Annotated in this window: 17 protein-coding genes; 7 read left to right on the top strand and 10 right to left on the bottom strand. The window is 35.8% G+C overall.

Annotated elements, in window-relative coordinates; genetic code table 11:
- Positions 1-485 precede the first annotated feature (485 nt).
- From KQI21_RS15560 to rpmH, 10 genes are all read right to left on the bottom strand, one after another.
- The gene (locus KQI21_RS15560; protein ID WP_216485150.1) at positions 486-1,322 is read right to left on the bottom strand and encodes a ParB/RepB/Spo0J family partition protein; all 837 of its coding nucleotides are present in this window, start codon (positions 1,320-1,322) and stop codon (positions 486-488) included.
- Positions 1,303-2,076, bottom strand: coding sequence for a ParA family protein (locus KQI21_RS15555; protein WP_216485149.1), 774 nt, complete (start codon positions 2,074-2,076; stop codon positions 1,303-1,305). Before KQI21_RS15555 ends, KQI21_RS15560 begins: the two co-directional genes overlap by 20 nt.
- A 502-nt stretch (positions 2,077-2,578) precedes the next feature.
- Positions 2,579-3,457, bottom strand: coding sequence for a nucleoid occlusion protein (noc, locus tag KQI21_RS15550; protein WP_216485148.1), 879 nt, complete (start codon positions 3,455-3,457; stop codon positions 2,579-2,581).
- A gap of 861 nt (positions 3,458-4,318) precedes the next feature.
- Entirely contained in the window at positions 4,319-5,035 is a 717-nt protein-coding gene (gene rsmG / locus KQI21_RS15545; protein WP_216485147.1) for a 16S rRNA (guanine(527)-N(7))-methyltransferase RsmG, read from the bottom strand.
- A gap of 64 nt (positions 5,036-5,099) precedes the next feature.
- Complete coding sequence (gene mnmG, locus KQI21_RS15540; protein ID WP_216485146.1) at positions 5,100-6,986, bottom strand: tRNA uridine-5-carboxymethylaminomethyl(34) synthesis enzyme MnmG; 1,887 nt, start codon at positions 6,984-6,986, stop codon at positions 5,100-5,102.
- Between the two features lie 30 nt (positions 6,987-7,016).
- Complete coding sequence (mnmE, locus tag KQI21_RS15535) at positions 7,017-8,393, bottom strand: tRNA uridine-5-carboxymethylaminomethyl(34) synthesis GTPase MnmE (protein WP_216485145.1); 1,377 nt, start codon at positions 8,391-8,393, stop codon at positions 7,017-7,019.
- 862 nt (positions 8,394-9,255) lie between these two features.
- Positions 9,256-9,873 (bottom strand): RNA-binding cell elongation regulator Jag/EloR, encoded by a 618-nt coding sequence (gene jag, locus KQI21_RS15530; protein WP_216485144.1) that lies wholly within the window; start codon positions 9,871-9,873, stop codon positions 9,256-9,258.
- Positions 9,870-10,640 carry a YidC family membrane integrase SpoIIIJ gene (gene spoIIIJ, locus KQI21_RS15525; RefSeq protein WP_216485143.1) on the bottom strand — a complete coding sequence of 257 codons (771 nt, stop codon included), beginning with the start codon at positions 10,638-10,640 and terminating at the stop codon, positions 9,870-9,872. The genes jag and spoIIIJ overlap by 4 nt, the downstream gene beginning before the upstream one ends.
- A 111-nt stretch (positions 10,641-10,751) precedes the next feature.
- Complete coding sequence (gene rnpA / locus KQI21_RS15520; protein ID WP_216485142.1) at positions 10,752-11,096, bottom strand: ribonuclease P protein component; 345 nt, start codon at positions 11,094-11,096, stop codon at positions 10,752-10,754.
- 146 nt (positions 11,097-11,242) lie between these two features.
- Entirely contained in the window at positions 11,243-11,377 is a 135-nt protein-coding gene (gene rpmH, locus KQI21_RS15515) for a 50S ribosomal protein L34 (RefSeq protein WP_077318871.1), read from the bottom strand.
- 1,102 nt (positions 11,378-12,479) lie between these two features.
- On the opposite strand from rpmH, the gene dnaA reads away from it, so the two are divergent.
- From dnaA to gyrA, 7 genes are all read left to right on the top strand, one after another.
- Entirely contained in the window at positions 12,480-13,820 is a 1,341-nt protein-coding gene (dnaA, locus tag KQI21_RS15510) for a chromosomal replication initiator protein DnaA (RefSeq protein WP_216485141.1), read from the top strand.
- Positions 13,821-14,369: 549 nt separating this feature from the next.
- Positions 14,370-15,506: a DNA polymerase III subunit beta gene (gene dnaN, locus KQI21_RS15505; RefSeq protein ID WP_216485140.1), complete on the top strand. Its 1,137-nt coding sequence runs from the start codon at positions 14,370-14,372 to the stop codon at positions 15,504-15,506.
- Positions 15,507-16,316: 810 nt separating this feature from the next.
- On the top strand, positions 16,317-16,577 hold the full coding sequence (yaaA, locus tag KQI21_RS15500; RefSeq protein WP_309245568.1) for a S4 domain-containing protein YaaA: 261 nt from the start codon (positions 16,317-16,319) through the stop codon (positions 16,575-16,577).
- Positions 16,578-16,739: 162 nt separating this feature from the next.
- The gene (gene recF / locus KQI21_RS15495) at positions 16,740-17,852 is read left to right on the top strand and encodes a DNA replication/repair protein RecF (RefSeq protein WP_216485139.1); all 1,113 of its coding nucleotides are present in this window, start codon (positions 16,740-16,742) and stop codon (positions 17,850-17,852) included.
- A 16-nt stretch (positions 17,853-17,868) separates the two neighbouring features.
- Positions 17,869-18,168: an extracellular matrix regulator RemB gene (gene remB / locus KQI21_RS15490; protein ID WP_216485138.1), complete on the top strand. Its 300-nt coding sequence runs from the start codon at positions 17,869-17,871 to the stop codon at positions 18,166-18,168.
- 16 nt (positions 18,169-18,184) lie between these two features.
- Positions 18,185-20,110, top strand: coding sequence for a DNA topoisomerase (ATP-hydrolyzing) subunit B (gene gyrB, locus KQI21_RS15485; protein WP_373687687.1), 1,926 nt, complete (start codon positions 18,185-18,187; stop codon positions 20,108-20,110).
- A 200-nt stretch (positions 20,111-20,310) separates the two neighbouring features.
- A complete protein-coding gene (gyrA, locus tag KQI21_RS15480; protein ID WP_216485137.1) occupies positions 20,311-22,818 on the top strand; it encodes a DNA gyrase subunit A in 2,508 nt (835 codons plus the stop codon).
- Positions 22,819-22,949: the final 131 nt, after the last annotated feature.

Below are 22,949 nucleotides of genomic sequence, written 5' to 3'. Positions count from 1 at the left end.
CTTGAAAAGTGTGATGTATTGCTTCTGAAGCTCATCTGTCTATCGATCTGAACAAATCAGGTATTTAGGAGGCGTTTCCTCTTATAAAAGTTCACAATATATTAAGCTAATTTTCAAATGAGAGAAATATGGCTCCTTACATCAGGATAAAGAAATATGCCTCTAAAACAGAGGTATGCCGACGCTTTACGGCAAGCCCGCTTTTAGTCAGCCTTCCTTTAGATTCGAGTCAATGTTGACTTATCGTAGAAAGAAGATCGTAGTTGGCTTGGTACTTAAACGTGTAAAGCTAGAAAAGCTACTTTCGAACAAGTTCCCATTATGTTAGAAAAACTTGGCTTGTCGCTAAGTCTTTATGGTGAAAGCTATAGTTTTTCTTATACTATAAACCATAAAGTTTTATACTTTCCTATAGTGTAAAAAAGAATAAAAGTTCTTAAAGATATAAAAAGCTGACAATAAGATGTCAGCCTTTTACCTATCAATTAGTTTTCTAACGTTTCGATGATACGTTGGAGGTCATCGTCACTATAAAATTCAATTTCTATTTTTCCTTTTCGTTTACCTCTTTGAATGGAGACAGCGGTTCCGAACCTTTCTCTAAGAAATGTTTCCCTTTCTTTAATAAACAAATCCTTCTTAGGTTTTTCCTTCTTCTGAACCGGTCTTTCATTTAATTGGATAATTAACTTTTCAACTTGTCGTACGTTTAACTTTTCTTTTCTAATTCTCTGCACTACTGCTTGGAGCTTTGTTTTATCTTTTAGCCCTAACAAAGCTCTGCCATGCCCCATTGAAAGTTCCCCATTATTAATATAAGCGATAACTTGTTCTGGTAAAGAGAGTAAGCGAATCATATTTGCGATATGTGATCGGCTTTTTCCAAGACGTTTTGATAATTCCTCTTGAGTTATCTTTAATTCGTTCATTAAGTTTGCATAGGCGTGTGCCTCTTCAATTGGCGTCAAATCTTCACGTTGAAGATTCTCTAAAAGTGCCAGTTCCATCATTTTTTCATCCGTTAATTCTTTAATGATAACCGGTATGCTTTCTAACCCTGCTTCTTTAGCAGCACGAAACCTTCTTTCGCCAACAACAATTTCATATCCCTTGATACTTTTGCGAGCAATTAAAGGTTGAATGATACCGTATTCTAAGATAGATTCCTTCAACTCTTCAATCGCATCAGCATGGAATGTTTTTCGTGGTTGGTATGGGTTTGGGCGACAATCTTTAATAGCTATTTCCTCGATAACATCATCATGTTTTTCTTCAATATCTGGAAACAGAGCATTAATCCCTTTACCTAACCCTTTCGCCATTGGCCATCACTTCCTTCGCTAATTCAAGATATACTTCCGCGCCTTTTGATTTTGCATCATAAGTAATAATTGGCAGACCATGACTTGGAGCCTCACCTAGTCTTACATTTCTAGGAATTATCGTTCGATAGACTTTATCTTGAAAGTATTTCTTCACTTCCTCTATTACTTGTAAACCGAGATTCGTTCGGGCATCAAGCATTGTTAATAGTACACCTTCAATCATCAATGTCTTATTAAGATGCTTTTGCACAAGTCTTATCGTGTTCAGTAATTGACTAAGCCCTTCTAATGCATAATACTCGCACTGTACTGGAATTATAACCGTATCTGAGGCAGTTAACGCATTCAAAGTTAATAATCCTAACGATGGAGGGCAATCAATAATAATATAGTCATAGGCTGATTTCAAGTTTTCCAACGATTTTTTTAAGCGAATCTCTCTAGATATTGTTGGCACCAGTTCAATTTCTGCACCGGCAAGCTGTATAGTAGCAGGTATGATATCTAAGTTGTCTATAGTTGTTGGAATACACACTTCTTCAGCAGGTAGTTCTTCTACAAGAACATTGTAAATACAATGTTTTACATCTGCTTTATTAATCCCTGTTCCGCTTGTTGCATTCCCCTGAGGATCAATATCCACGAGAAGAACTTTATTACCTAAATGTGCTAAACATGCACTTAGATTTACCGATGAAGTTGTTTTTCCTACACCACCTTTTTGATTTGCGATGGATATTATTTTTCCCATGTTGACACCTACCTAAAAACAATATACTATCTATTTTATCACTTTTTTCATTAAATAGTGGACTAATTTTACTTTTGTTAGCAATTCGTAATTTACCGGTGAGCAAGAAAGCATGAAATAAAGGTTTTTTCTAAATTTACTAATGGACATATTCCGCTATTTTAATATTTTGTGCTTTATTTTCCATAAAACTAATGAAGAAATGTATAAAATACCCATCTTTCAGAACAGAAGATGGGTATTTATAGAATATATATTTATAAATCAATATAAATATTATGTTTTTTAAAGTACCTACTATATATTTAATTTATCAATAGGTTCATTTATAGATAATTAGACTTTGCTAAAAACGTTACTAGTCTCGTTGATTTTAGGATAATCTATTCCTAAAGATAAACTTGCCTAGTACTGCGGTTTTGCCAGATACATGGTTGTGTTGTACTCATACTCAAAACACAAACTACAAAATTAATTTTCTCTACTTATGTAACAAGTAAAATTATGATTTCTTTTTTGGTATCTTAATTGTAATTTGATAATAATCTTCTAAATCTTGTTCATCTGATTCCACTTCGACTCCTGTATCGGAAACCATATTTAATGATTGACGAATCGTATTCATAGCTATACGGATGTCTTTATTAAATCCCTTCCGTTTTCCAGTTGGCTTTTTCTTTATTGATTTATCCTTTTCATTTATTTTAGTAATCCGATCTTCTGTTTGTTTAACATTGAGACCTTTTTCGACTATCTCTTGCAATAGTTTTATTTGCTGTTCTTCATCCTTTATTTTAATTAAAGCACGAGCATGTCTTTCTGTAATATATTTCTCTAGCAGCGCTTCTTGTACAGCATTTGGTAATTTTAATAGTCGAAGCTTGTTCGCTATGGTTGATTGATTTTTACCTAATCGCTGTGCTAATGCTTCCTGTGTCAGGGAGTGGAGCTCCAATAATTTTGCATAGGCAGCCGCTTCTTCAATTACAGTCAGCTCTTCCCGCTGTAAATTTTCAATAAGAGCGACTGAAGCCGTTTCTGTATCTGTCATTTCCTTAACAATTGCAGAAATATATTCCCAACCTAAAGAATTGACAGCACGCCACCGTCGTTCCCCAGCAATAATTTCATATTGTTCCTCGCCCTCTTCAGTTTCATCCAACTGGCGAACAATAATTGGTTGAATCATCCCATGGGTTTGAATAGTTTGAGCAAGTTCTTTTATTTTTTCATCACTAAATATCGATCTTGGCTGATATCGATTAGGTTTTATATTTTTAACGGGAATCTGAATAACCTCGTCTGAATGATTCGTCTCCTCATCGACGTCAACTTCAGATTTATCACCGATTCCAAAAAAACGGTTAAAGGGCTTCACCATAATCCCACACCACCTCTATTGTACTTTTAAAAACTATCTATGTATAAAATATAAAATGTTTCACGTGAAACATTTTATATGGATTACTATGTTATGTTCATTATAGCATAGGAAAAGGTTTCATAGTAAAACGTTCACATCACTAACTCTTTAACTGCCACAGTGGTATAACTATGACTTAGCTTTAATTATATGTAAAATATGAACTGATAGACAGAGCAGCGTTTTCTACGCAAAATTTCAACGTTTCTTAACATATTAGAAAAACTTGGCTTGTCGCCAAGTTTTTATGGCGAAAGCTATAGTTTTTCTTATACTATAAACCATAAAGTTTTATACTTTCTTATAGTATAAGAAAAAACGCCGCAGCAAGATGCTACTGCGCGTAACCTATTCTTTATTTTCTTTACGTAGTTTGTTCGACTTTATTTTATCATATTTCTAGTTGAAAGAATATGCTTATTTCTTATCTCTATAAAATGAAACCTCTATCAATAGATTTAACTTCATTCCACACTGATATAACTAGAAGAAAGCTTTAGGTGCTCAGTTAGCGAAATACAAACGGTGAGTTTCTGATGAAATAATATATGAAACTTCACTCAAGGAGTACTTTTCTCCTTGAAAAAAAAGAACGCTTTTTCTGCGTGTGATGCCTATTCAAGCAGTCTCTCTTGTCCTACCCACCCAAATGATTAGGGCATTTAAGTGTCGTTATCTTCCACTTTGACTTCTGCATATTCTCTATAACTCTTGAATGGGAGTCTTCTAGCCCCTCAGATGCGGGATAAAAATCTATTTTCCTGGATTCACATACACTTATCAAACTGATTAGAAATTGTGTGTTTTTTTCTTTCCAGCTTATTCAATTGGCTCTTTATTTGGGATTCCTGGCTTTCTAGGATATTTTTTTGGGGTTTTTCGTGTTTTATAAATCTCAATAATGGAGCGTTCACTTTCTTCTTGCGGTAAAGTAAACGTATGAATATTTTTTAATTCTCCGCCAAGTAACTCAATGGCTAACTTAGCCTGATCTACTTCTTCTTTTGCTTTTGCTCCTTTCATCGCCAGAAAAACTCCTTGCTTCTTTACAAGTGGCAAACAAAGTTCACTTAATACCGACATGCGTGCAACTGCCCGAGCCGTTACCATATCAAATGATTCACGAAATTTTGTGTTTTTACCAAAGTTTTCCGCACGATCATGGTAAAATGCCACCTGTTTTAGTGAAAGATCTAACGCTAACTGGTTTAAAAAGCCGATGCGTTTTTTTAATGAATCTACAATAGTTATTTGTAAATGAGGAAAGCATATTTTTAATGGAATACTCGGAAAACCTGCTCCAGCACCCACATCACAAATCGACTTTACATCAGTGAAATCAAAATAGAATGCTGCGGTAACCGAATCATAAAAATGTTTTAAATACACATCTGCTTCCGCTGTTAAAGCTGTTAAATTAATTTTCTTATTCCATTCAATTAAGTTATGGAAATAAATGGAAAATTGTTGTTTTTGTTGTGCATCTAACTCTATTCCCTTTTCCTGTAATACTTGAAAAAATTGCTCTGGATTCATTCAATAAACTCCTTATGTAAAATAAGCAGATTTAGCAAAAAACAACTAAATCTACTTATTATAATTAATTAGCTAACCGAGCGATATTTCCTTGTTCAATATAAACAAGTAAAATGGATATATCTGCCGGATTTACACCTGAAATACGTGATGCTTGCCCCACTGAGAGCGGGCGTACTTTCTTCAATTTTTCTCTCGCTTCTGAAGCAATTCCACTAATTTGATCATAATCAATATCGCTTGAAATTTTCTTTTCTTCCATTTTTAACATACGTTCTACTTGTTCATTTGCTTTTTTAATATATCCTTCATATTTAATTTGAATACCGACTTGTTCTGTCACATCTCGTGGCAAAGTTAGATCAGCATCAATAATCGGAGCTAATATATCATAGGATAGCTCAGGTCTTTTTAATAAATCATATGCCTTTATTGCCTCTTTCATTGGAGTTGCACCCGCTTTTTCTAATAAAGCATTTACCTCAGGTGTAGGCTTAATAACTAATTTATGCAATCTTTTCTTTTCCTCTTCAACTAAACGATATTTCTCAGTAAACGTAGCATATCGTTCTTCAGAAATCAGTCCAAGTTTATACCCTAACTCAGTTAAGCGTAAATCTGCATTATCATGCCTTAACAAGAGACGATATTCAGCACGTGATGTCAAGAGACGGTATGGCTCATTGGTACCTTTTGTCACTAAATCATCAATGAGTACTCCAATATAAGCTTGGGATCGATCTAGGATAACTGGTTCTTTACCAAGAACTTTTGCGGCCGCATTAATTCCGGCCATGATTCCTTGTGCCGCTGCTTCTTCATAACCAGATGTTCCATTTATTTGCCCAGCTGTAAATAATCCGGTTATTTTCTTTGTTTCCAATGTTGGCCAAAGTTGAGTCGGTACAATCGCATCATATTCAATGGCATAGCCGGGACGCATAATTTCTGCATTTTCTAATCCCTCTACGCTGTGAACAATGTCATGTTGAATCGATTCAGGTAAAGAAGTTGATAATCCTTGTACATAAACCTCTTCCGTATCTCTTCCCTCCGGCTCTAAGAAGATTTGGTGACGTGGTTTATCATTAAAACGGACAATTTTATCCTCAATGGACGGACAGTATCTAGGTCCCGTTCCTCTTTTCATTCCTGAATACATAGCAGAAAGTGACAGATTGTCATTAATTATTCTGTGCGTAAATTCATTCGTATATGTTAACCAGCAAGGAATCTGGTCAGTTATAAATTCTGTCGTTTCATACGAAAAGCTTCGCGGTGTTTCATCACCTGGTTGAATTTCCGTTTTCGAATAATCAATGGTATGACTATTTACTCGTGGTGGTGTACCAGTTTTAAAACGAACAAGTTCAAAGCCAAGTTCTTCCAGATTTTCCGATAGCTTAATCGTCGGTCTTTGGTTATTTGGTCCACTTTCATATTCCAGATCTCCCATAAGCACCTTTCCACGCATAAACGTTCCGGTTGTAACAATTACAGTTTCTGCTCGGTATGCAGCTTTTGTTTCTGTAATAACACCTTTACATACACCGTCTTCAATAATTAAACGGTCAACCATTCCTTGACGAAGTGTAATATTTTTCTCATTTTCGATGATTTTTTTCATTTCTTTAATATATAAAGGTTTATCAGCTTGGGCCCGCAGCGCTTGAACAGCTGGTCCTTTTCCAGTATTTAATAAACGCATTTGAATATGCGTCTTATCGATTACTTTTGCCATTACTCCTCCAAGGGCATCAATTTCGCGAACGACAATTCCTTTGGCAGGACCGCCAATGGATGGATTACATGGCATAAAGGCAATCATATCTAGATTTAAGGTAAGCATTAATGTTTTTGCTCCCATTTTCGCAGCTGCAAGACCAGCCTCAACTCCTGCATGACCTGCACCGACCACGACTACATCATAATGTCCAGCATCGTAAGTCATTGGTCTCATCCTTTCTAATTAAGAGTATCATTATTTTCCTAAACAAAATTGTGAGAATAGCTGATCAATGAGGCTGTCACTTGCTGTATCCCCAATTATCTCACCTAACAGTTCCCACGTTCTGGTTACATCAATTTGCACAATATCTAACGGTAAACCTAGCTCCAATCCTTCCATTGCATCCTCTAAAGCTTTTTTAGCCTGTTTGAGCAGTTGAATATGACGAACATTGGAAACATAAGTTAAATCACCCGTATCCATTTCTCCAGCAAAAAATGTCTTGGAGATTGCCTTTTCCAACTCATCTACCCCCTCTTCCTTCAATAAGGAGGTAGTAACAATAGGTTTTCCCTGACTTAATTCTTGAACACGCTCCAGATCCAGCTTTTGTTCCAAATCTGTTTTATTAATAACAACAATATAATCCAATCCTTGAATAGCTGCAAACAGCTTTTCATCTTCCTCTGTTAATACGTCATTATAGTTTAATACGAACAAGATTAAATCGGATTCCTTTAATACTTGCCGTGATCGTTCTACACCAATTTTTTCAACAATATCCTCTGTCTCCCGTATTCCGGCAGTATCCACTAATCGTAACGGAACTCCTCTTACATTTACATATTCTTCAATAATATCCCGCGTTGTTCCAGGTATTTCAGTGACAATTGCCTTATTCTCCTGGATCAGCGCGTTCATTAGTGACGATTTACCGACATTTGGCCTACCAATAATTGCAGTTCCCAGGCCTTCACGTAAAATCTTACCTTGTTTGGCTACCTGTAAAAGGTTGATAATCTCAGCATGTACTTCTTTGGTCTTCGTACACATCATCTCATGTGACATTTCTTCCACATCGTCATATTCTGGATAATCAATATTAACTTCTACATGGGCAACTGTTTCCAATAAATCTTGACGAAGTCGACGGATTAAAGCAGATAATCGCCCATCCATCTGTTTCAAAGCTACAGACATCGCTTTGTCTGTTTTCGCCCGAATTAAATCCATTACAGCTTCTGCCTGTGACAAATCAATTCTGCCATTAAGAAATGCCCGCTTTGTGAATTCACCCGGTTCTGCAATACGAGCTCCTTCACTTAACACTATTTCCAAGACGCGGTTTACAGCTACCATGCCTCCATGACAATTTATTTCAACTACATCTTCACGAGTAAATGTTTTTGGTGCTCGCATCACAGAAACCATTACTTCTTCAGCAACCTCATGCGTTTCCGGCTCGATAATTTTACCGTAATGAATCGTATGAGAAGCTACGTCTATTAAATTTTTACCTGTAAAAACTTTTGCAGCGATTGCTATAGCCTCTGGACCGCTAAGACGAACAATAGCGATGGCACCTTCACCAATCGGTGTTGATATGGCAGCGATTGTATCTGTTCCCACTTGCAAATCACCTCCAACCTATTACAGTTTCATCTATATCAAGTAACATAATTTTCATTGTCACTAACTTAATAGAATATCATAAATTGATCACAAAATAAAGTTATCCACAATATTTTTTCACAACTCTTACCAATGAAAATCATTATACACATGTGGATAACTATTTCTGTTATTATACAAATAATTTATAGAAAATAGATGGATTGATATGATAATCTGTTCTTAACCATAGCAAAAGAGAGGAGAACCATTGTATTTTTTGTCTGCTTACCAAATCCTGACAACTTTTTCTTTCTTATTAGAAGTCAAGAAGAAAAGCACAACACTCAGGTAACGATGTCCAAACTGGAAAGCTTCTGGAAACTTCATTCCGCGGAACGCTTTTTACACGGAAATGTTAGTACCGTAAAGGTATGACCTAAAGGCCCTTGAACGAATCGGGCATTTAGGTGCTGTTTCTCTACTTATTATCGATAACTCTTAAATGGGGAGTCTTACGGCACCTTACATGCGGAATACAGAAAACATGCCTCTAAAACAGGGATATGCGACGCTTTACGGCAAGCCAGCTTTTAGTCGGCCTTCCTTTAGATTCGAGCCGATGTTGACTTATCGTAGAAAGAAGGTCAAAGTTTGCTACAACTTGAGCGCTTAAGCTAGACAACGATGCTACTTTTCAAAAGATTTACCCACAATAGAAGAGTAACGGATATAATTTTCTAGATTAGAAAAACTTGGCTTGTCGCCAAATCTTTAGCGAAAGCTGTAGTTTTTCTTATACTATAAACCCTAAAATTTTATACTTTCCTATAGTACAAAAAAACCGCTTAGTTAAAAACTAAGCGGATGAATACTTCACTTATGGTTGAATTACAATATGCCGATGTGGTTCTTGACCATCCGAATAAGTCGTAACAGATTTATTCGATTGAAGTACACTATGAATGATTTTTCGTTCAAATGCAGGCATCGGATCGAGTGCTATCTTTTTATTTAAGCGAATTGCCTTGTCTGCCATTTTTAAAGCAAGCGCCTCGAGGGTTTCTCTTCTACGAGCTCGATATCCTTCTGCATCTAATGTGACCGTGAGATATTCAGTACCACCATTTTTATTGATTGCTAAATGCAATAAATACTGTAGTGCATTTAATGTTTGTCCGCGTTTACCAATTAAAATGGCAATATCTTTACCTTCTACCTCATACGTCACATGATTATCCTCTACAGAAGTGCGAACAGTAGCAACGATATTCATTTGTTCTATCATTTTTTTGAGATATTTTTCTGTTATTTCAATTGGATTTTCCTTGATGCGTACTTTAACGTAGGCTCGTTTTGAACCAAATACGCCAAACAATCCCTTTTTGCCTTCATCAATGACTTCAACTTCTACATGGTCCCTGGTTGTTTCTAACTGCTCTAGTGCTGCTTGGACCGCTTCTTCAACTGTTTGTCCACTAGCAGTTATTTCTTTCACTTTTTGTCTCCTCCATTATTGTTATCAGCCATTATTGGCTTACGGATAAATAAAGTTTGAGCAACCATAAAGATATTACCTACTACCCAGTATAACGCTAATGCAGCTGGGAAGAAAATGGCAAAGACCGTAATCATAATCGGCATCACATATAACATTACCATCATCTGTGGATTTTGTGCTGCCGGACTTCCTGCCATCATCAGCTTTTGCTGTAGAAATGTTGCTCCCCCGGCAATCAGCGGTAATATAAAATAGGGATCAGGCGAACCTAATTCAAACCATAAGAAGCTTCCTGTTTTAATTGATTCTGTTCGCATAATAGCATGGTACATGCCTATTAAAATCGGCATTTGTATAAAAATGGGCAAACAACCTGCAAGTGGATTGACACCATGTTTTTGAAATAATGCCATCGTTTCCTGTTGTAATTTCTGCTGAGTATTAGCATCTTTTGAACTGTACTTTTGCTGTAACTCTTTTAACTTTGGCTGAATATCCTGCATGGCTTTAGAGCTTTTTAATTGTTTTATATTTAATGGTAACAGCAACAAACGAACTAAAATGGTAACGACTACTATAGCCAGTCCATAATTTTGATTAAATAAATCAGCAAAATAAGTGATAAGCCATGAAATCGGATAAACGAAGTAAGAATTCCAAATCCCTTCGCTTTCCTTTGTTATCGGTTGGTTTATTTCATTACATCCAGATAAAATCACTAGTAAACTAATCAACCCTACTAGCAACCAAAACTTTTTACGCAACACTCTTCCTCCTAACTAAGTACAAGACGAGTACGCACGTCCTTATCAATAACTTCTCGACTGTATCTATATCGTTATTTTAACCTAATCAAACGTAAGATTCTATATCAATTATCGAATTTTTAACAACTGTTCCCTAGATAATAAATGCATTAAACTTTTTTTAATTTCTTTATACTGCATATTCTTAGTCGGATGCCTGGCAATAATTACAATATCATATGGATACGTAATTTTATCCTTTAACTCATGGAAGGCTTGTCGTAAATAACGTTTAATGCGATTCCTCGTCACCGCATTTCCTATCTTTTTACCTACAGAAAGACCGATTCGAAAATGCTCTTGATCTTCCCTTTCTACATAATAAATGACAAGTTGCCGGTTTGCAAAGGATTTTCCAAACTTAAAGGCATGTTGAAACTCACTATTTTTTTTAATACGGTATTCTTTCTTCACTGTACAATCACCTTTACTACAAAACACTTAGCTATCTATCCTAATCTCTCACATTTATGTATAAAAGAAAAGCGCAAGTACCCATAATTATCTTCGATTGGACTGCGCTTTTCATCTGAAAAAAGACCACTGATTATTTCAGTGGCCTATGCAGACAAGACTTTTCTTCCTTTTCGACGACGACGAGCAATTACTTTACGTCCATTTTTAGTGCTCATGCGTGAGCGAAAGCCGTGTACTTTTTTACGTTTACGATTATTTGGTTGAAACGTTCTTTTCATTTATTCAGCACCTCCCCAAGGGATGAATTTATCGAATTTTAATCAATCCACAGATAGTCTTTGTAATTATACGTAAAAGGAATATGATCTGTCAACTTGTTCTAAAAAATCAATTTTAAAACTAAAGATAACTTACTTTAGTATAGCCACTGATAAAAGCAATCTTTAATGGAACTTATACGAACATTATTTAAAATTATTACCATACTAAATTCAACCTATACCTCTACTGTTCTTTCTCTATGTAAAATAAAACTCCACAGATGGAAAGCCTTCTATTTTCCTTGCTTTCATGTTACATTCTAGATATCCACAATCCTTGTGCAACGTTTTTCGTCTTCATTTTTCTATCCACAACAATTACCGACAGGAAAATCACAAAATATAGTGGTGTGGACAATTATTGTCTACAACCACTGGACTTTGTGGATAAGTGTCGAAATACCATTGCTTTTCAATGTTTTTTCTGATATTATATTTGTGTTTAACCTGTGCAGAACTAAAAAAGCAAAACAACTTACCCACAGATTGTGGATAAGTTGTGGATACTTGTAAACATCCTCGTTTATAACATTATCAACAACGCTGTGGATAACGTTGATAGTTTATTTTCTCTTGCATAGAATCTGCTATCCAATATCCACAAGATGCAAAATTTATATATGATTATTTTTTTCATTACTGAATACGCCTTTCCATCTTTATTCATAGATTGAGAGAGGCTTTTTCTGTCATGTATATGTGATTAATGAGGAAAATATGCCTTTTATAAACTAAACAGGAACAGTTGTATTAGACGTTCGTTTGAATATGAACCATTCTAATTGCGAATTTACGCGAGCTAGTTACATACAGCAAAAGTCCGCATTTGTCTTCTACTTTATCTTGGCACCAAAATCAACTAAAAGCACCATTCGTTGTTTTTAATAGCACGTCGTTAAGTGCGTTCCAATAGTCTTTAAAGGCATACATATGTCTACAAGTACAAAACATTATGAAACAAACTGTGTAGCAATGGTATTTTTTGGAATATTTTACCATCATTGGATAAAGAAAACTGCAGAAAATCATGTATTCTTTCAAGAAAGGAGTGAACTTCTGGTTGGAAAATATACAAGAGATTTGGGTTGCAACACTTGAAAGAATTGAAGAAAAGATTAGTAAGCCTAGCTTTGATACGTGGTTAAAGAACACAAAAGCAGAAGCGATTAAAAATAATACTCTGATTATTTCTGCACCAAATGAATTTGCTAGGGATTGGCTGGAAAATCAATATACGAAGTTAATCTCTGACATTTTAACGGAAATAACCGGTTCAGAAATTATTGCAAAGTTTATTATTCCAAACAACAAAACGAAAAATGATTCAAGTGAAACCTCATCAAAACTGAAGCCAACTGACCATGACGAATCACCAAAATCAATGTTAAATGCTAAGTATACCTTTGACACATTTGTCATTGGTGCTGGAAACCGATTTGCACATGCGGCTTCTTTAGCAGTAGCGGAAGCGCCAGCCCAAGCTTATAACCCGTTATTTATTTACGGAGGAGTTGGACTGGGGAAAACACATTTGATGCATGCCATTGGTCATTATGTACAAGATCATAATCCAAATGCAAAAGTAGTGTATTTATCGTCAGAAAAATTTACAAATGAATTTATTAACGCCATTATGGATAATAAAACGGTTAATTTTCGTAATAAATACCGTAATGTCGATGTATTATTAATTGATGATATTCAATTTATTGCAGGGAAAGAGTCAACACAGGAGGAGTTTTTCCATACATTCAATGCACTCCATGATGATAATAAACAAATTATCATTTCCAGTGACCGTCCTCCAAAGGAAATTCCTACCTTAGAAGATCGGCTACGCTCACGCTTTGAATGGGGACTTATTACAGATATAACTCCACCAGATTTAGAAACTCGGATTGCTATACTTACTAAAAAAGCAAAAGCAGAAGGCTTAGATATACCAAATGAAGTCATGCTATATATTGCAAATCAGATTGATACAAATATTCGAGAATTAGAAGGTGCTTTAATCCGAATAGTTGCTTACTCATCTTTAGTTAATCAAGATATTGATGCATCACTTGCAGCGGATGCATTAAAGGATATTATTCCAAGTAACAAACCAAAAGCAATTACAATTCCCAGCATTCAAGAAGTGGTCGGAGCAAAATATAATGTTCGTTTAGAAGATTTTTTAGCAAAAAAACGGACAAAGTCAATTGCCTTTCCGCGACAAATTGCGATGTATTTATCAAGAGAGTTAACCGATTTGTCTTTACCGAAGATTGGTGAAGAGTTTGGAGGACGTGATCATACAACAGTCATCCATGCTCATGAAAAGATATCGAGGCTCGTAGAAAAAGACACTCAATTAGCAAAAGAAATTGAGGAAATTAAAGAGCAATTAAAATCATTATAAGTACGTGAAGTGCGTGTTCAAAAAAGAGGATAAAGATCCTAGTTCAGGGGTTAATGATTTAAATGTTCTTGAAAAATCGCAATGTATCTCTGTCGACGTTTGTTCTTGTTGTTAAAAAGAATTTGCTTTTTCTCACGTTCGACCTAAACTAATTGCTTTAGAAGGCGTTTCTCTTTCATAATCCCTAGACAATGAAAGTGTTTAAATGGAGAGAAACACGGATCATTACATGGTAAAAGTTCTACTACATCGAATGCAACTTCATCGTTAAATTTTAATCATCCTAATGTAAAATAAAATTCGATATGTTTTTTACCGGACTTTTTGAACAGCTCTTAAAAAATTTAGTTGTGCACAATGTGCAAAAGCCAATCACACTTATGTACAAGTTATCCACATGTGCATAACTTGTTTTATTTGTATATTTTTAAGTTATCCACATAATCACAAGGCTTATTACTATTATTACTATTTTATTAAAAATAAATAATATAATATATGCAACACCATAACTAATCAATTTAAACTTCCATTAGGAGGATTTGTTTCATGAAATTTATTATTGATCGTGATCAATTACTTACAGCAGTACAAAATGTAATGAAGGCTATTTCCCCCCGTACAGTTGTACCGATTTTAACAGGTATTAAATTAGAAGTTAGACAAGACGGGATTACGTTAACTGGAAGTGATGCCGATATTTCAATTGAATCATATATTCCAGCTGAAGAGGATGGAATGGTTTATATTGATTATATAGAAGAAGGCAACATTGTATTACATTCAAAATACTTTCCTGATATTGTACGTAAACTGCCTGAGAATAAAGTAGAAATTGAAGCCGATGAAAATTTAAAAATAACCATTCGTTCAGGAAAGGCAAAATTTAATTTAAATGGTCAAGATGCTCTAGAATATCCGCAACTTCCGTCATTGCTAGCAGCAGATAGTTTTGAAATCCCGATTGACTTATTAAAAAGTTTAATTAAACAAACTGTGTTTGCTGTTTCAACAATGGAAACTCGCCCTATTTTAACCGGGGTAAATATGAAATTGATAGATCAAACCCTTACTTTTTCAGCAACCGATAGTCATCGTTTGGCGTCGCGTACCGTCCCTATCGCAGAAACAGGAATTGATTTTTCCAACGTAGTTGTTCCAGGGAAAAGTTTAAATGAATTGAATAAAATTATCGATGATAGCGAAGAAAAAATCCAAATTAGCGTTACGAGCAACCAAATATTATTTCGGACCAAACGTTTACAGTTTTTATCTCGTTTGCTGGATGGAAACTATCCGGAAACATCTCGCTTAATCCCGACACAAAGTAAAACAGTACTTTATTTTAATACGAAAGAATTATTGCATACGATTGATCGAGCATCGCTTTTAGCAAGAGAAGAACGAAATAATGTGGTTCGTTTAACAACAAAAGAAAATAATATGGTGGAAATAGCTAGTAATCATCCGGAAGTAGGTAATGTCACAGAAGAAATAGCCATTGCTTCTAAGGAAGGTGAAGATTTAAAAATCTCTTTTAGCTCAAAATATATGATGGATGCATTAAAAGCGATTGACTATGATGAAGTAAAGATTGAATTTACTGGTGCAATGCGACCATTTATTATTCATCCAGTAGAAGATGATTCTATATTGCAACTTATTTTACCAGTTCGAACATTTTAAGAATCTCGCAAAACTCCCATTAGGTGTTCAAAAGTAGGGAAGACCAAGGTCAGTTAAGATCGAATACCGTCTTGAAAAACCGTGATGTATTACTAACTATGTTTTCCTTTTATCAAACTTTTTGAACCTCCTCTTAGAAGCAATATATACAAGCAGGAAAATAACCTCCTGCTTGTATTTTTTATTTTCTAGGAAATTACATCTATTTCTTTACTATAATTATCTTTTTTAGACGACATCACACGCCCAAAAAGTGTTCTTCTTTTTCAAGGGGGAGTACTTCTGTATGAAGTTTCACTTTATCCCGGATGTAAGGATCCGTATTTTTCTCATTTCAAAAATGCGCTAATGATGTTGCGAACATGATGAGAAAAACGGTTCCTAAATCCCCGATTCGTTTAACTAACATTCAAGGAGAAAATCACTCCTTGAATGAAGTTTCACTTTATCCCGCCAGAAGTTCTTCAGTTTGTATGTCATTATACGAGCACTTGCTTTTTGTTCTACTATAACGATAAAATTTTAGGGTTTATAGTATAAGAAAAACTACAGCTTTCGCTAAAGACTTGGCGACAAGCCAAGTTTTTCTAAATACCTTATCAAGACCAAACTTCTCGTTCGCTAAAATTACTGCTTTAAAAGTAATTTTAAGCCTATTTCAGCGTTTATTTTATAAAAGAAGGGAGATACCTTTCCATAAGGACAAATCTTTAGTAAAATAGGAATAGAAGATATTTTAGGCATAACGTGATCAAGTTTACATTTCTTCAAAAGTATAATCATTATCTTAAACAAAAGAACGTGTATCGAATGAAAGCAATTTCAAGGAAAATGAGTGATTACATGTGTGAGAAGATAACAATTAAAACAGACTATATTCCATTGGGTCAGTTTATCAAGTTGATTAACATTTTTGATTCTGGCGGAATGATCAAAGGATATATACAAGACGTAGGTGTAGTAGTAAACAGAGAACGAGAGCATCGAAGAGGAAAAAAATTATATCCGGATGACATCATTGAAATCGATGATGTAGGACGTTTCCAAGTTGTGAAAGAAGCAGGTACATAAATTCCTGCCTCTTTTCACCTAGACAGGATACCGCTGGAATAAAGTAAAACTTTATTTGGCAGGAACTCTCTTACAACTTTTGAATGTGGAAGTTTATAAGCACCTGAGATACGGTAAATCACCACACATGAAATATTCCTAGGGATCAAAAGAGGATGAAACATGCATATAGAACAGTTGCAATTAAAAAATTACCGCAATTACAAAGAATTGGATATATCATTTGATAAGACGATCAATGTAATTATTGGTGAGAATGCGCAAGGAAAAACCAATATGATGGAGGCTATTTATTTATTAGCTGTTACAAAATCCCATCGAACGCCCAGGGAAAAGGAATTAATTAAGTGGGATGAATCGTATGCTAAAATAAATGGTAAGGTTTCTAAACGAAATCGGTCATTCCCATTAGAAATTATTATCTCTTCGAAGGGGAAAAAAGCAAAGCTAAATGGAATTGAACAAAAGCGATTAAGTGACTATTTAGGGGCTTTAAATGTAGTCATGTTTGCTCCGGAGGATTTAACACTTGTAAAGGGACCGCCACAAATTCGCAGACGTTTTATAGATATGGAGCTTGGCCAAATCCAACCCCGATATATCTATCATTTAGGACAGTATCAAAAAATCCTCAAACAACGAAATCATCTATTGAAACAATTACAAAAGCGTCCACAGCAGGACAAAACAATGTTGCACGTTTTAACGGAGCAGCTTGTAGAACACGCCGCGACCTTACTTGAAAGGCGGTTTGTTTTTTTGGATCTGCTTAGAAAGTGGGCAAGTCCAATTCATTTCGGTATTAGTCGGGAGCTTGAATCGCTGGAAATTAGCTATTCTCCTACGATTGAAGTATCAGAAGACGCAAAGAAGGAGAAAATAAAAGATATATATGTTCATAAATTTCGGGATATGGAGGAAAAAGAGATTGATCGAGGTACAACATTGATTGGTCCGCACAGAGACGATCTGTTGTTTTACGTTAACAACAAGGATGTGCAAATCTATGGATCACAGGGTCAGCAACGTACAGCAGCATTATCCATAAAGCTTGCAGAAATCGAATTAATTTATAATGAGGTGGGCGAATATCCAGTGTTATTGCTTGATGATGTGTTAAGTGAATTGGATGATTATCGACAATCCCATCTGTTAAATACAATTCATGGAAAGGTACAGACCTTTGTCTCTACAACAAGTGTAGACGGTATTGAGCATGAAACGCTTGATAAGGCTACGATCTTTCATATTAAAGATGGCAAGGTAGAAACTTAATTGCGGGGGAATATTCATGTTTATTCATATCGGTAATAATAATGTCATTCATTCCTGTGATGTTATAGCTATTATTGATTATCATTTAATTTCATCATCCACGATTATGGAAGAATGGATAGCCGAATCAAGTAAGCAGCATAAGATCGTTGGTCCATTGGAGGCTGTAAAATCGATTATGATAACGAAAGATTTGATTTATTATAGCTCTTTATCAGTCTCTACCTTAAAAAAACGAGCAAGTATGATTTCAACGATTAGTAAGCTTAATGATTTTTCAGACGATGTAAAAGAATTGGACTCGGAAGAAGTATAGAAATGGAAGTGAAAACATGTCGATGGAAGATAAAGTCATGAAGGAACAAGTCTATGATGCAGATCAAATTCAGGTCCTGGAAGGATTAGAAGCAGTTCGTAAACGTCCGGGAATGTATATTGGATCTACAAGTGAGAAAGGGCTGCACCATCTCGTTTGGGAAATAATAGATAATAGTATTGATGAAGCTTTAGCCGGGTATTGTGATCGCATTGAAGTCATTGTGGAAAAGGATAATAGTATTACAGTTAAAGATAATGGACGGGGAATTCCTGTAGATATTCAGAAAAAAACAGGCAGACCTGCTTTAGAAGTGATCATGACCGTTCTCCATGCTGGAGGCAAGTTTGGCGGTGGAGGTTATAAAGTTTCTGGAGGACTTCATGGCGTAGGTGCTTCGGTAGTTAACGCGCTTTCCAGTAAATTAGAAGTCTATGTTCATAGAGATCATAAAATTCATTATTTAGCGTTTGCAAGAGGTGTTCCACAAGGTGAAATTCAGATTGTTGGAAAAACAGATATAACTGGAACAATCACTCACTTTGTACCAGATTCTACTATCTTTACGGAGACAACAGAATTTAATTTCGATATCTTATCACAGCGGCTAAGAGAACTCGCATTTTTAAATAAAGGAATAACAATTGCACTGGAGGATAAACGGACAGACAGAGAGCCAATAAGCTATCACTATGAAGGTGGCATCAGCTCTTATGTTGAATTTATTAATCAGAACAAAGAAGTACTACATGAACCTTTTTACGCAGAAGGCGAAGCACAGGGTATCACTGTGGAAATAGCAATACAGTATAATGATGGATTTACAAGTAACCTATATTCATTTGCCAATAATATTCATACGTATGAAGGTGGTACGCATGAATCGGGTTTTAAAACAGGTTTAACACGTGTAATTAATGATTACGCCAGAAAGAATAATTTGTTTAAAGAAAATGACCCTAATTTATCTGGTGAAGATGTTCGTGAAGGGTTAACAGCGATTGTTTCTGTGAAACATCCGAATCCACAGTTTGAAGGTCAAACAAAAACAAAGCTCGGTAATAGCGAGGTTCGGACAGTTACGGATTCCGTATTTAGTGAGTTATTCTCCAAGTTTTTATTTGAAAATCCTGATGTAGCAAAAATCATTGTTGATAAAGGATTAATGGCATCACGAGCTCGTGCAGCAGCGAAGAAGGCACGTGAGTTAACACGTAGAAAAGGTGCTTTAGAGATTTCCAACTTACCTGGTAAACTTGCAGATTGTTCTTCCAAGGATGCATCTATTAGTGAGCTTTATATCGTTGAGGGAGATTCTGCTGGAGGATCAGCAAAACAAGGAAGAGATCGTCATTTTCAAGCTATTTTACCACTACGCGGAAAAATTCTAAACGTGGAAAAGGCACGACTGGATAGAATCTTATCTAACAATGAAGTGAGATCCATTATCACGGCTTTAGGTACTGGCATTAGTGAAGATTTTGATATTTCTAAGGCCCGCTACCATAAAGTTGTATTAATGACAGATGCTGATGTCGACGGTGCCCATATTCGTACATTATTGCTTACTTTCTTTTACCGCTACATGCGTCCTTTAATTGAGCATGGATATATTTACATTGCTCAGCCTCCGCTTTATAAGATTCAGCAGGGGAAAGCAGTGCATTATGCCTATAACGATAAAGAATTGGAGCAGATTTTAGCTCAGTTACCAAAGGCTCCAAAACCAGGCTTGCAGCGTTATAAAGGTTTAGGGGAAATGAATGCAAACCAGCTTTGGGAAACAACCATGAATCCAGAGACGCGTACTCTCTTAAGAGTTGAGTTGACGGATGCTATCGAAGCAGACCATATCTTTGATGTGCTAATGGGGGATAAAGTGGAACCGCGAAGAAACTTTATCCAGGAAAACGCACAATACGTTAAAAATTTAGATATTTAAAGATAATTGAAAATCACTACGTTTGCTATGGAACAAAAGTTTTTAGCTTACGGCTTAAGAAGTGTTTAGCGTAGAGGTTGATCTAACGTTGTAACAATTTCTAGGTTTACTAAGCCTCTTACGCTACTGATCTTTCTTAAGTTTCCCGGATAAAACCAGTTCTATAAGGCGCTTAGCGAGTGAATGGAGGTAGTAGTTCAATGGCGGATCAACAACGTCCAAAAGTTCAGGATATCAATCTTGGACAGGAAATGCGTACATCGTTTCTTGATTATGCAATGAGTGTTATTGTTTCTCGTGCATTACCAGATGTTCGTGATGGTTTAAAGCCTGTTCATCGTAGAATATTATATGCAATGAATGATTTAGGAATGCATGCAGATAAGGCCTATAAGAAATCTGCCCGTATTGTTGGTGAAGTAATTGGTAAGTATCACCCACATGGCGATTCAGCTGTTTACGAAGCGATGGTACGAATGGCACAGGATTTTAGCTATCGTAATGTGCTTGTAGATGGTCATGGTAATTTTGGTTCTGTAGACGGTGATTCAGCAGCAGCTATGCGTTATACAGAAGCAAGAATGTCGAAAATAGCCATGGAATTGTTACGAGATATAAATAAAGACACGATTGATTTTACGGATAACTATGATGGATCGGAAAGGGAACCTGTTGTTTTTCCAGCCCGTTTTCCTAACCTTTTAGTCAATGGAGCTTCTGGAATTGCGGTTGGAATGGCAACAAATATTCCTCCTCATAACTTAGGAGAGACAATTGATGCCGTATTGGCATTAAGTAAAGATCCTGATATTACAATAGATGAGCTTATGGAAGACTATATTCACGGGCCTGATTTTCCAACAGCTGGACAAATACTTGGTAGAAGTGGTATTCGTAAAGCTTACGAAACAGGAAAAGGTTCGATAACGGTTCGAGCAAAGGTGTCGATTGAAGAAACAGCAAATGGCAAGCCTGTGATTATTGCAACCGAATTACCTTATCAGGTAAACAAAGCAAAGCTTATTGAGAAAATTGCTGAACTAGCGCGTGACAAACGGATTGAAGGTATTACTGATTTACGGGATGAATCTGATCGTGAAGGACTGCGTGTTGTAATTGAATTGCGTAAGGATGTCAATGCCAATGTAGTGTTAAATAATTTATATAAGTATACAGCCTTGCAAACTACTTTTGGTATTAACATGCTAGCACTGGTTGATGGTCGACCGAAAGTGTTAAATATTAAACAATGTCTCTCTCATTATTTAAATCATCAAATCGTAATCATTAAACGTCGCACTGCTTTTGAATTACGTAAAGCAGAAGCACGTGCACATATTTTGGAAGGTTTGCGAATCGCTTTAGATAATTTAGATGAAGTCATTGAATTAATTCGTAGTTCAAAAACTACGGATATTGCGCGTAATGGCTTAATAGAGCGGTTTAAACTGTCTGAAAAGCAGGCTCAAGCAATTTTGGATATGCGCTTGCAACGATTGACAGGTTTGGAAAGAGAAAAAATTGAAAATGAATATAAAGAATTGAAGGATTTAATCCAAGAGCTAAAAGCAATTCTAGCTGATGAGGAAAAAGTGCTTGAGATCATTCGTGAAGAACTAACAGAAATCAAAGAACGATTTAATGATTTACGTCGTACGGAAATTGTCATTGGCGGTACCGACTTTTTTGAAGACGAAGACCTTATTCCTGAGGAAAGTATCGTAATCACGCTTACCCATAAGGGATATATTAAGCGACTTCCTTCTTCCACGTATCGCACGCAACGACGTGGAGGCAGAGGAATTCAAGGGATGGGGACGAATGAAGATGATTTCGTTGAGCATCTTGTATCAACATCGACCCATGATACGATATTATTCTTTACTAATAGAGGAAAAGTATACAAAACGAAAGGATATGAGATTCCTGAATTTAGCCGAACAGCCAAGGGAATACCAATCATTAATTTATTGCAAGTTGAAAAAGATGAATGGGTCAATGCGGTAATTTCTGTTAACGATTATCGCGAAGATCAATTTTTATTCTTCACGACAAAGTATGGAATTTCAAAACGTACTTCTCTTTCCCAGTTTGCCAATATCCGTAAAGGTGGGTTAATTGCGGTTGGTCTTCGTGAAAATGATGAGCTGATATCTGTTCGTCTAACGGATGGAACGAAGCATATTATGATTGCCACAAAAAATGGCTATCTCATTCGTTTTCCAGAGGATCAAGTTCGCCCAATGGGAAGAACAGCGGCTGGGGTAAAAGGAATATCTTTAAGAGCAGATGATGAAGTCGTTTCGATGGAAATATTACAACCAGGTGTAAAAATCTTGCATGTAACGAGTAAGGGTTATGGAAAACAAACACCAGAGTCAGAATACCGCATAACAAATCGTGGTGGAAAGGGTATTTTCACTTGTCACCTAACCGAAAAAACGGGACAAGTTGTAGCAGTTAAAGCAGTTTCAGGCGAAGAAGACTTGATGTTAATTACTATTGCGGGTGTACTTATCCGTATCCCAGTTCAAGAAATATCCGAAACGGGTCGTAATACAATGGGGGTTCGCTTAATTCGTTTACATGACGATGAAGAGGTAGCCACCGTTGCCCGCATTGATCAGGATGAAGAAGAACAAGAAGAGACAGAAGATACAATGGAAGAAAATGATGAGGAAACAAACGAAGAAAATCAAGAGAGCTAAAATGAAACGGATATTGCTTGGAAGTTATTTCTCTTTTCTAATGAAGTATTAGAACTAAGTTGTAAATATGAGAATCTGGATGGATTTAAAAAAGATGGCTTTATGATATAGCCATCTTTTTTTTAGAAAGA

It is taken from the genome of Virgibacillus proomii (assembly GCF_018916875.1).
Lineage (GTDB): Bacteria > Bacillota > Bacilli > Bacillales > Amphibacillaceae > Virgibacillus > Virgibacillus proomii_B.
Note: the sequence above shows the minus strand (reverse complement) of the source record. Positions and strands in the feature narration are given on the sequence as shown.

What these genes read in the sequence shown, in the direction of transcription:
- recF (WP_216485139.1), top strand. Translation starts at nt 16,740, where the DNA reads ATGCATATAGAACAGTTGCAATTAAAAAATTACCGCAATTACAAAGAA.
- yaaA (WP_309245568.1), top strand. Translation starts at nt 16,317, where the DNA reads ATGAAAGCAATTTCAAGGAAAATGAGTGATTACATGTGTGAGAAGATA.
- KQI21_RS15560 (WP_216485150.1), bottom strand. Translation starts at nt 1,322, where the DNA reads ATGGCGAAAGGGTTAGGTAAAGGGATTAATGCTCTGTTTCCAGATATT.
- rsmG (WP_216485147.1), bottom strand. Translation starts at nt 5,035, where the DNA reads ATGAATCCAGAGCAATTTTTTCAAGTATTACAGGAAAAGGGAATAGAG.
- rpmH (WP_077318871.1), bottom strand. Translation starts at nt 11,377, where the DNA reads ATGAAAAGAACGTTTCAACCAAATAATCGTAAACGTAAAAAAGTACAC.
- gyrB (WP_373687687.1), top strand. Translation starts at nt 18,185, where the DNA reads ATGTCGATGGAAGATAAAGTCATGAAGGAACAAGTCTATGATGCAGAT.
- dnaN (WP_216485140.1), top strand. Translation starts at nt 14,370, where the DNA reads ATGAAATTTATTATTGATCGTGATCAATTACTTACAGCAGTACAAAAT.
- mnmG (WP_216485146.1), bottom strand. Translation starts at nt 6,986, where the DNA reads ATGACTTACGATGCTGGACATTATGATGTAGTCGTGGTCGGTGCAGGT.
- noc (WP_216485148.1), bottom strand. Translation starts at nt 3,457, where the DNA reads ATGGTGAAGCCCTTTAACCGTTTTTTTGGAATCGGTGATAAATCTGAA.
- KQI21_RS15555 (WP_216485149.1), bottom strand. Translation starts at nt 2,076, where the DNA reads ATGGGAAAAATAATATCCATCGCAAATCAAAAAGGTGGTGTAGGAAAA.
- gyrA (WP_216485137.1), top strand. Translation starts at nt 20,311, where the DNA reads ATGGCGGATCAACAACGTCCAAAAGTTCAGGATATCAATCTTGGACAG.
- remB (WP_216485138.1), top strand. Translation starts at nt 17,869, where the DNA reads ATGTTTATTCATATCGGTAATAATAATGTCATTCATTCCTGTGATGTT.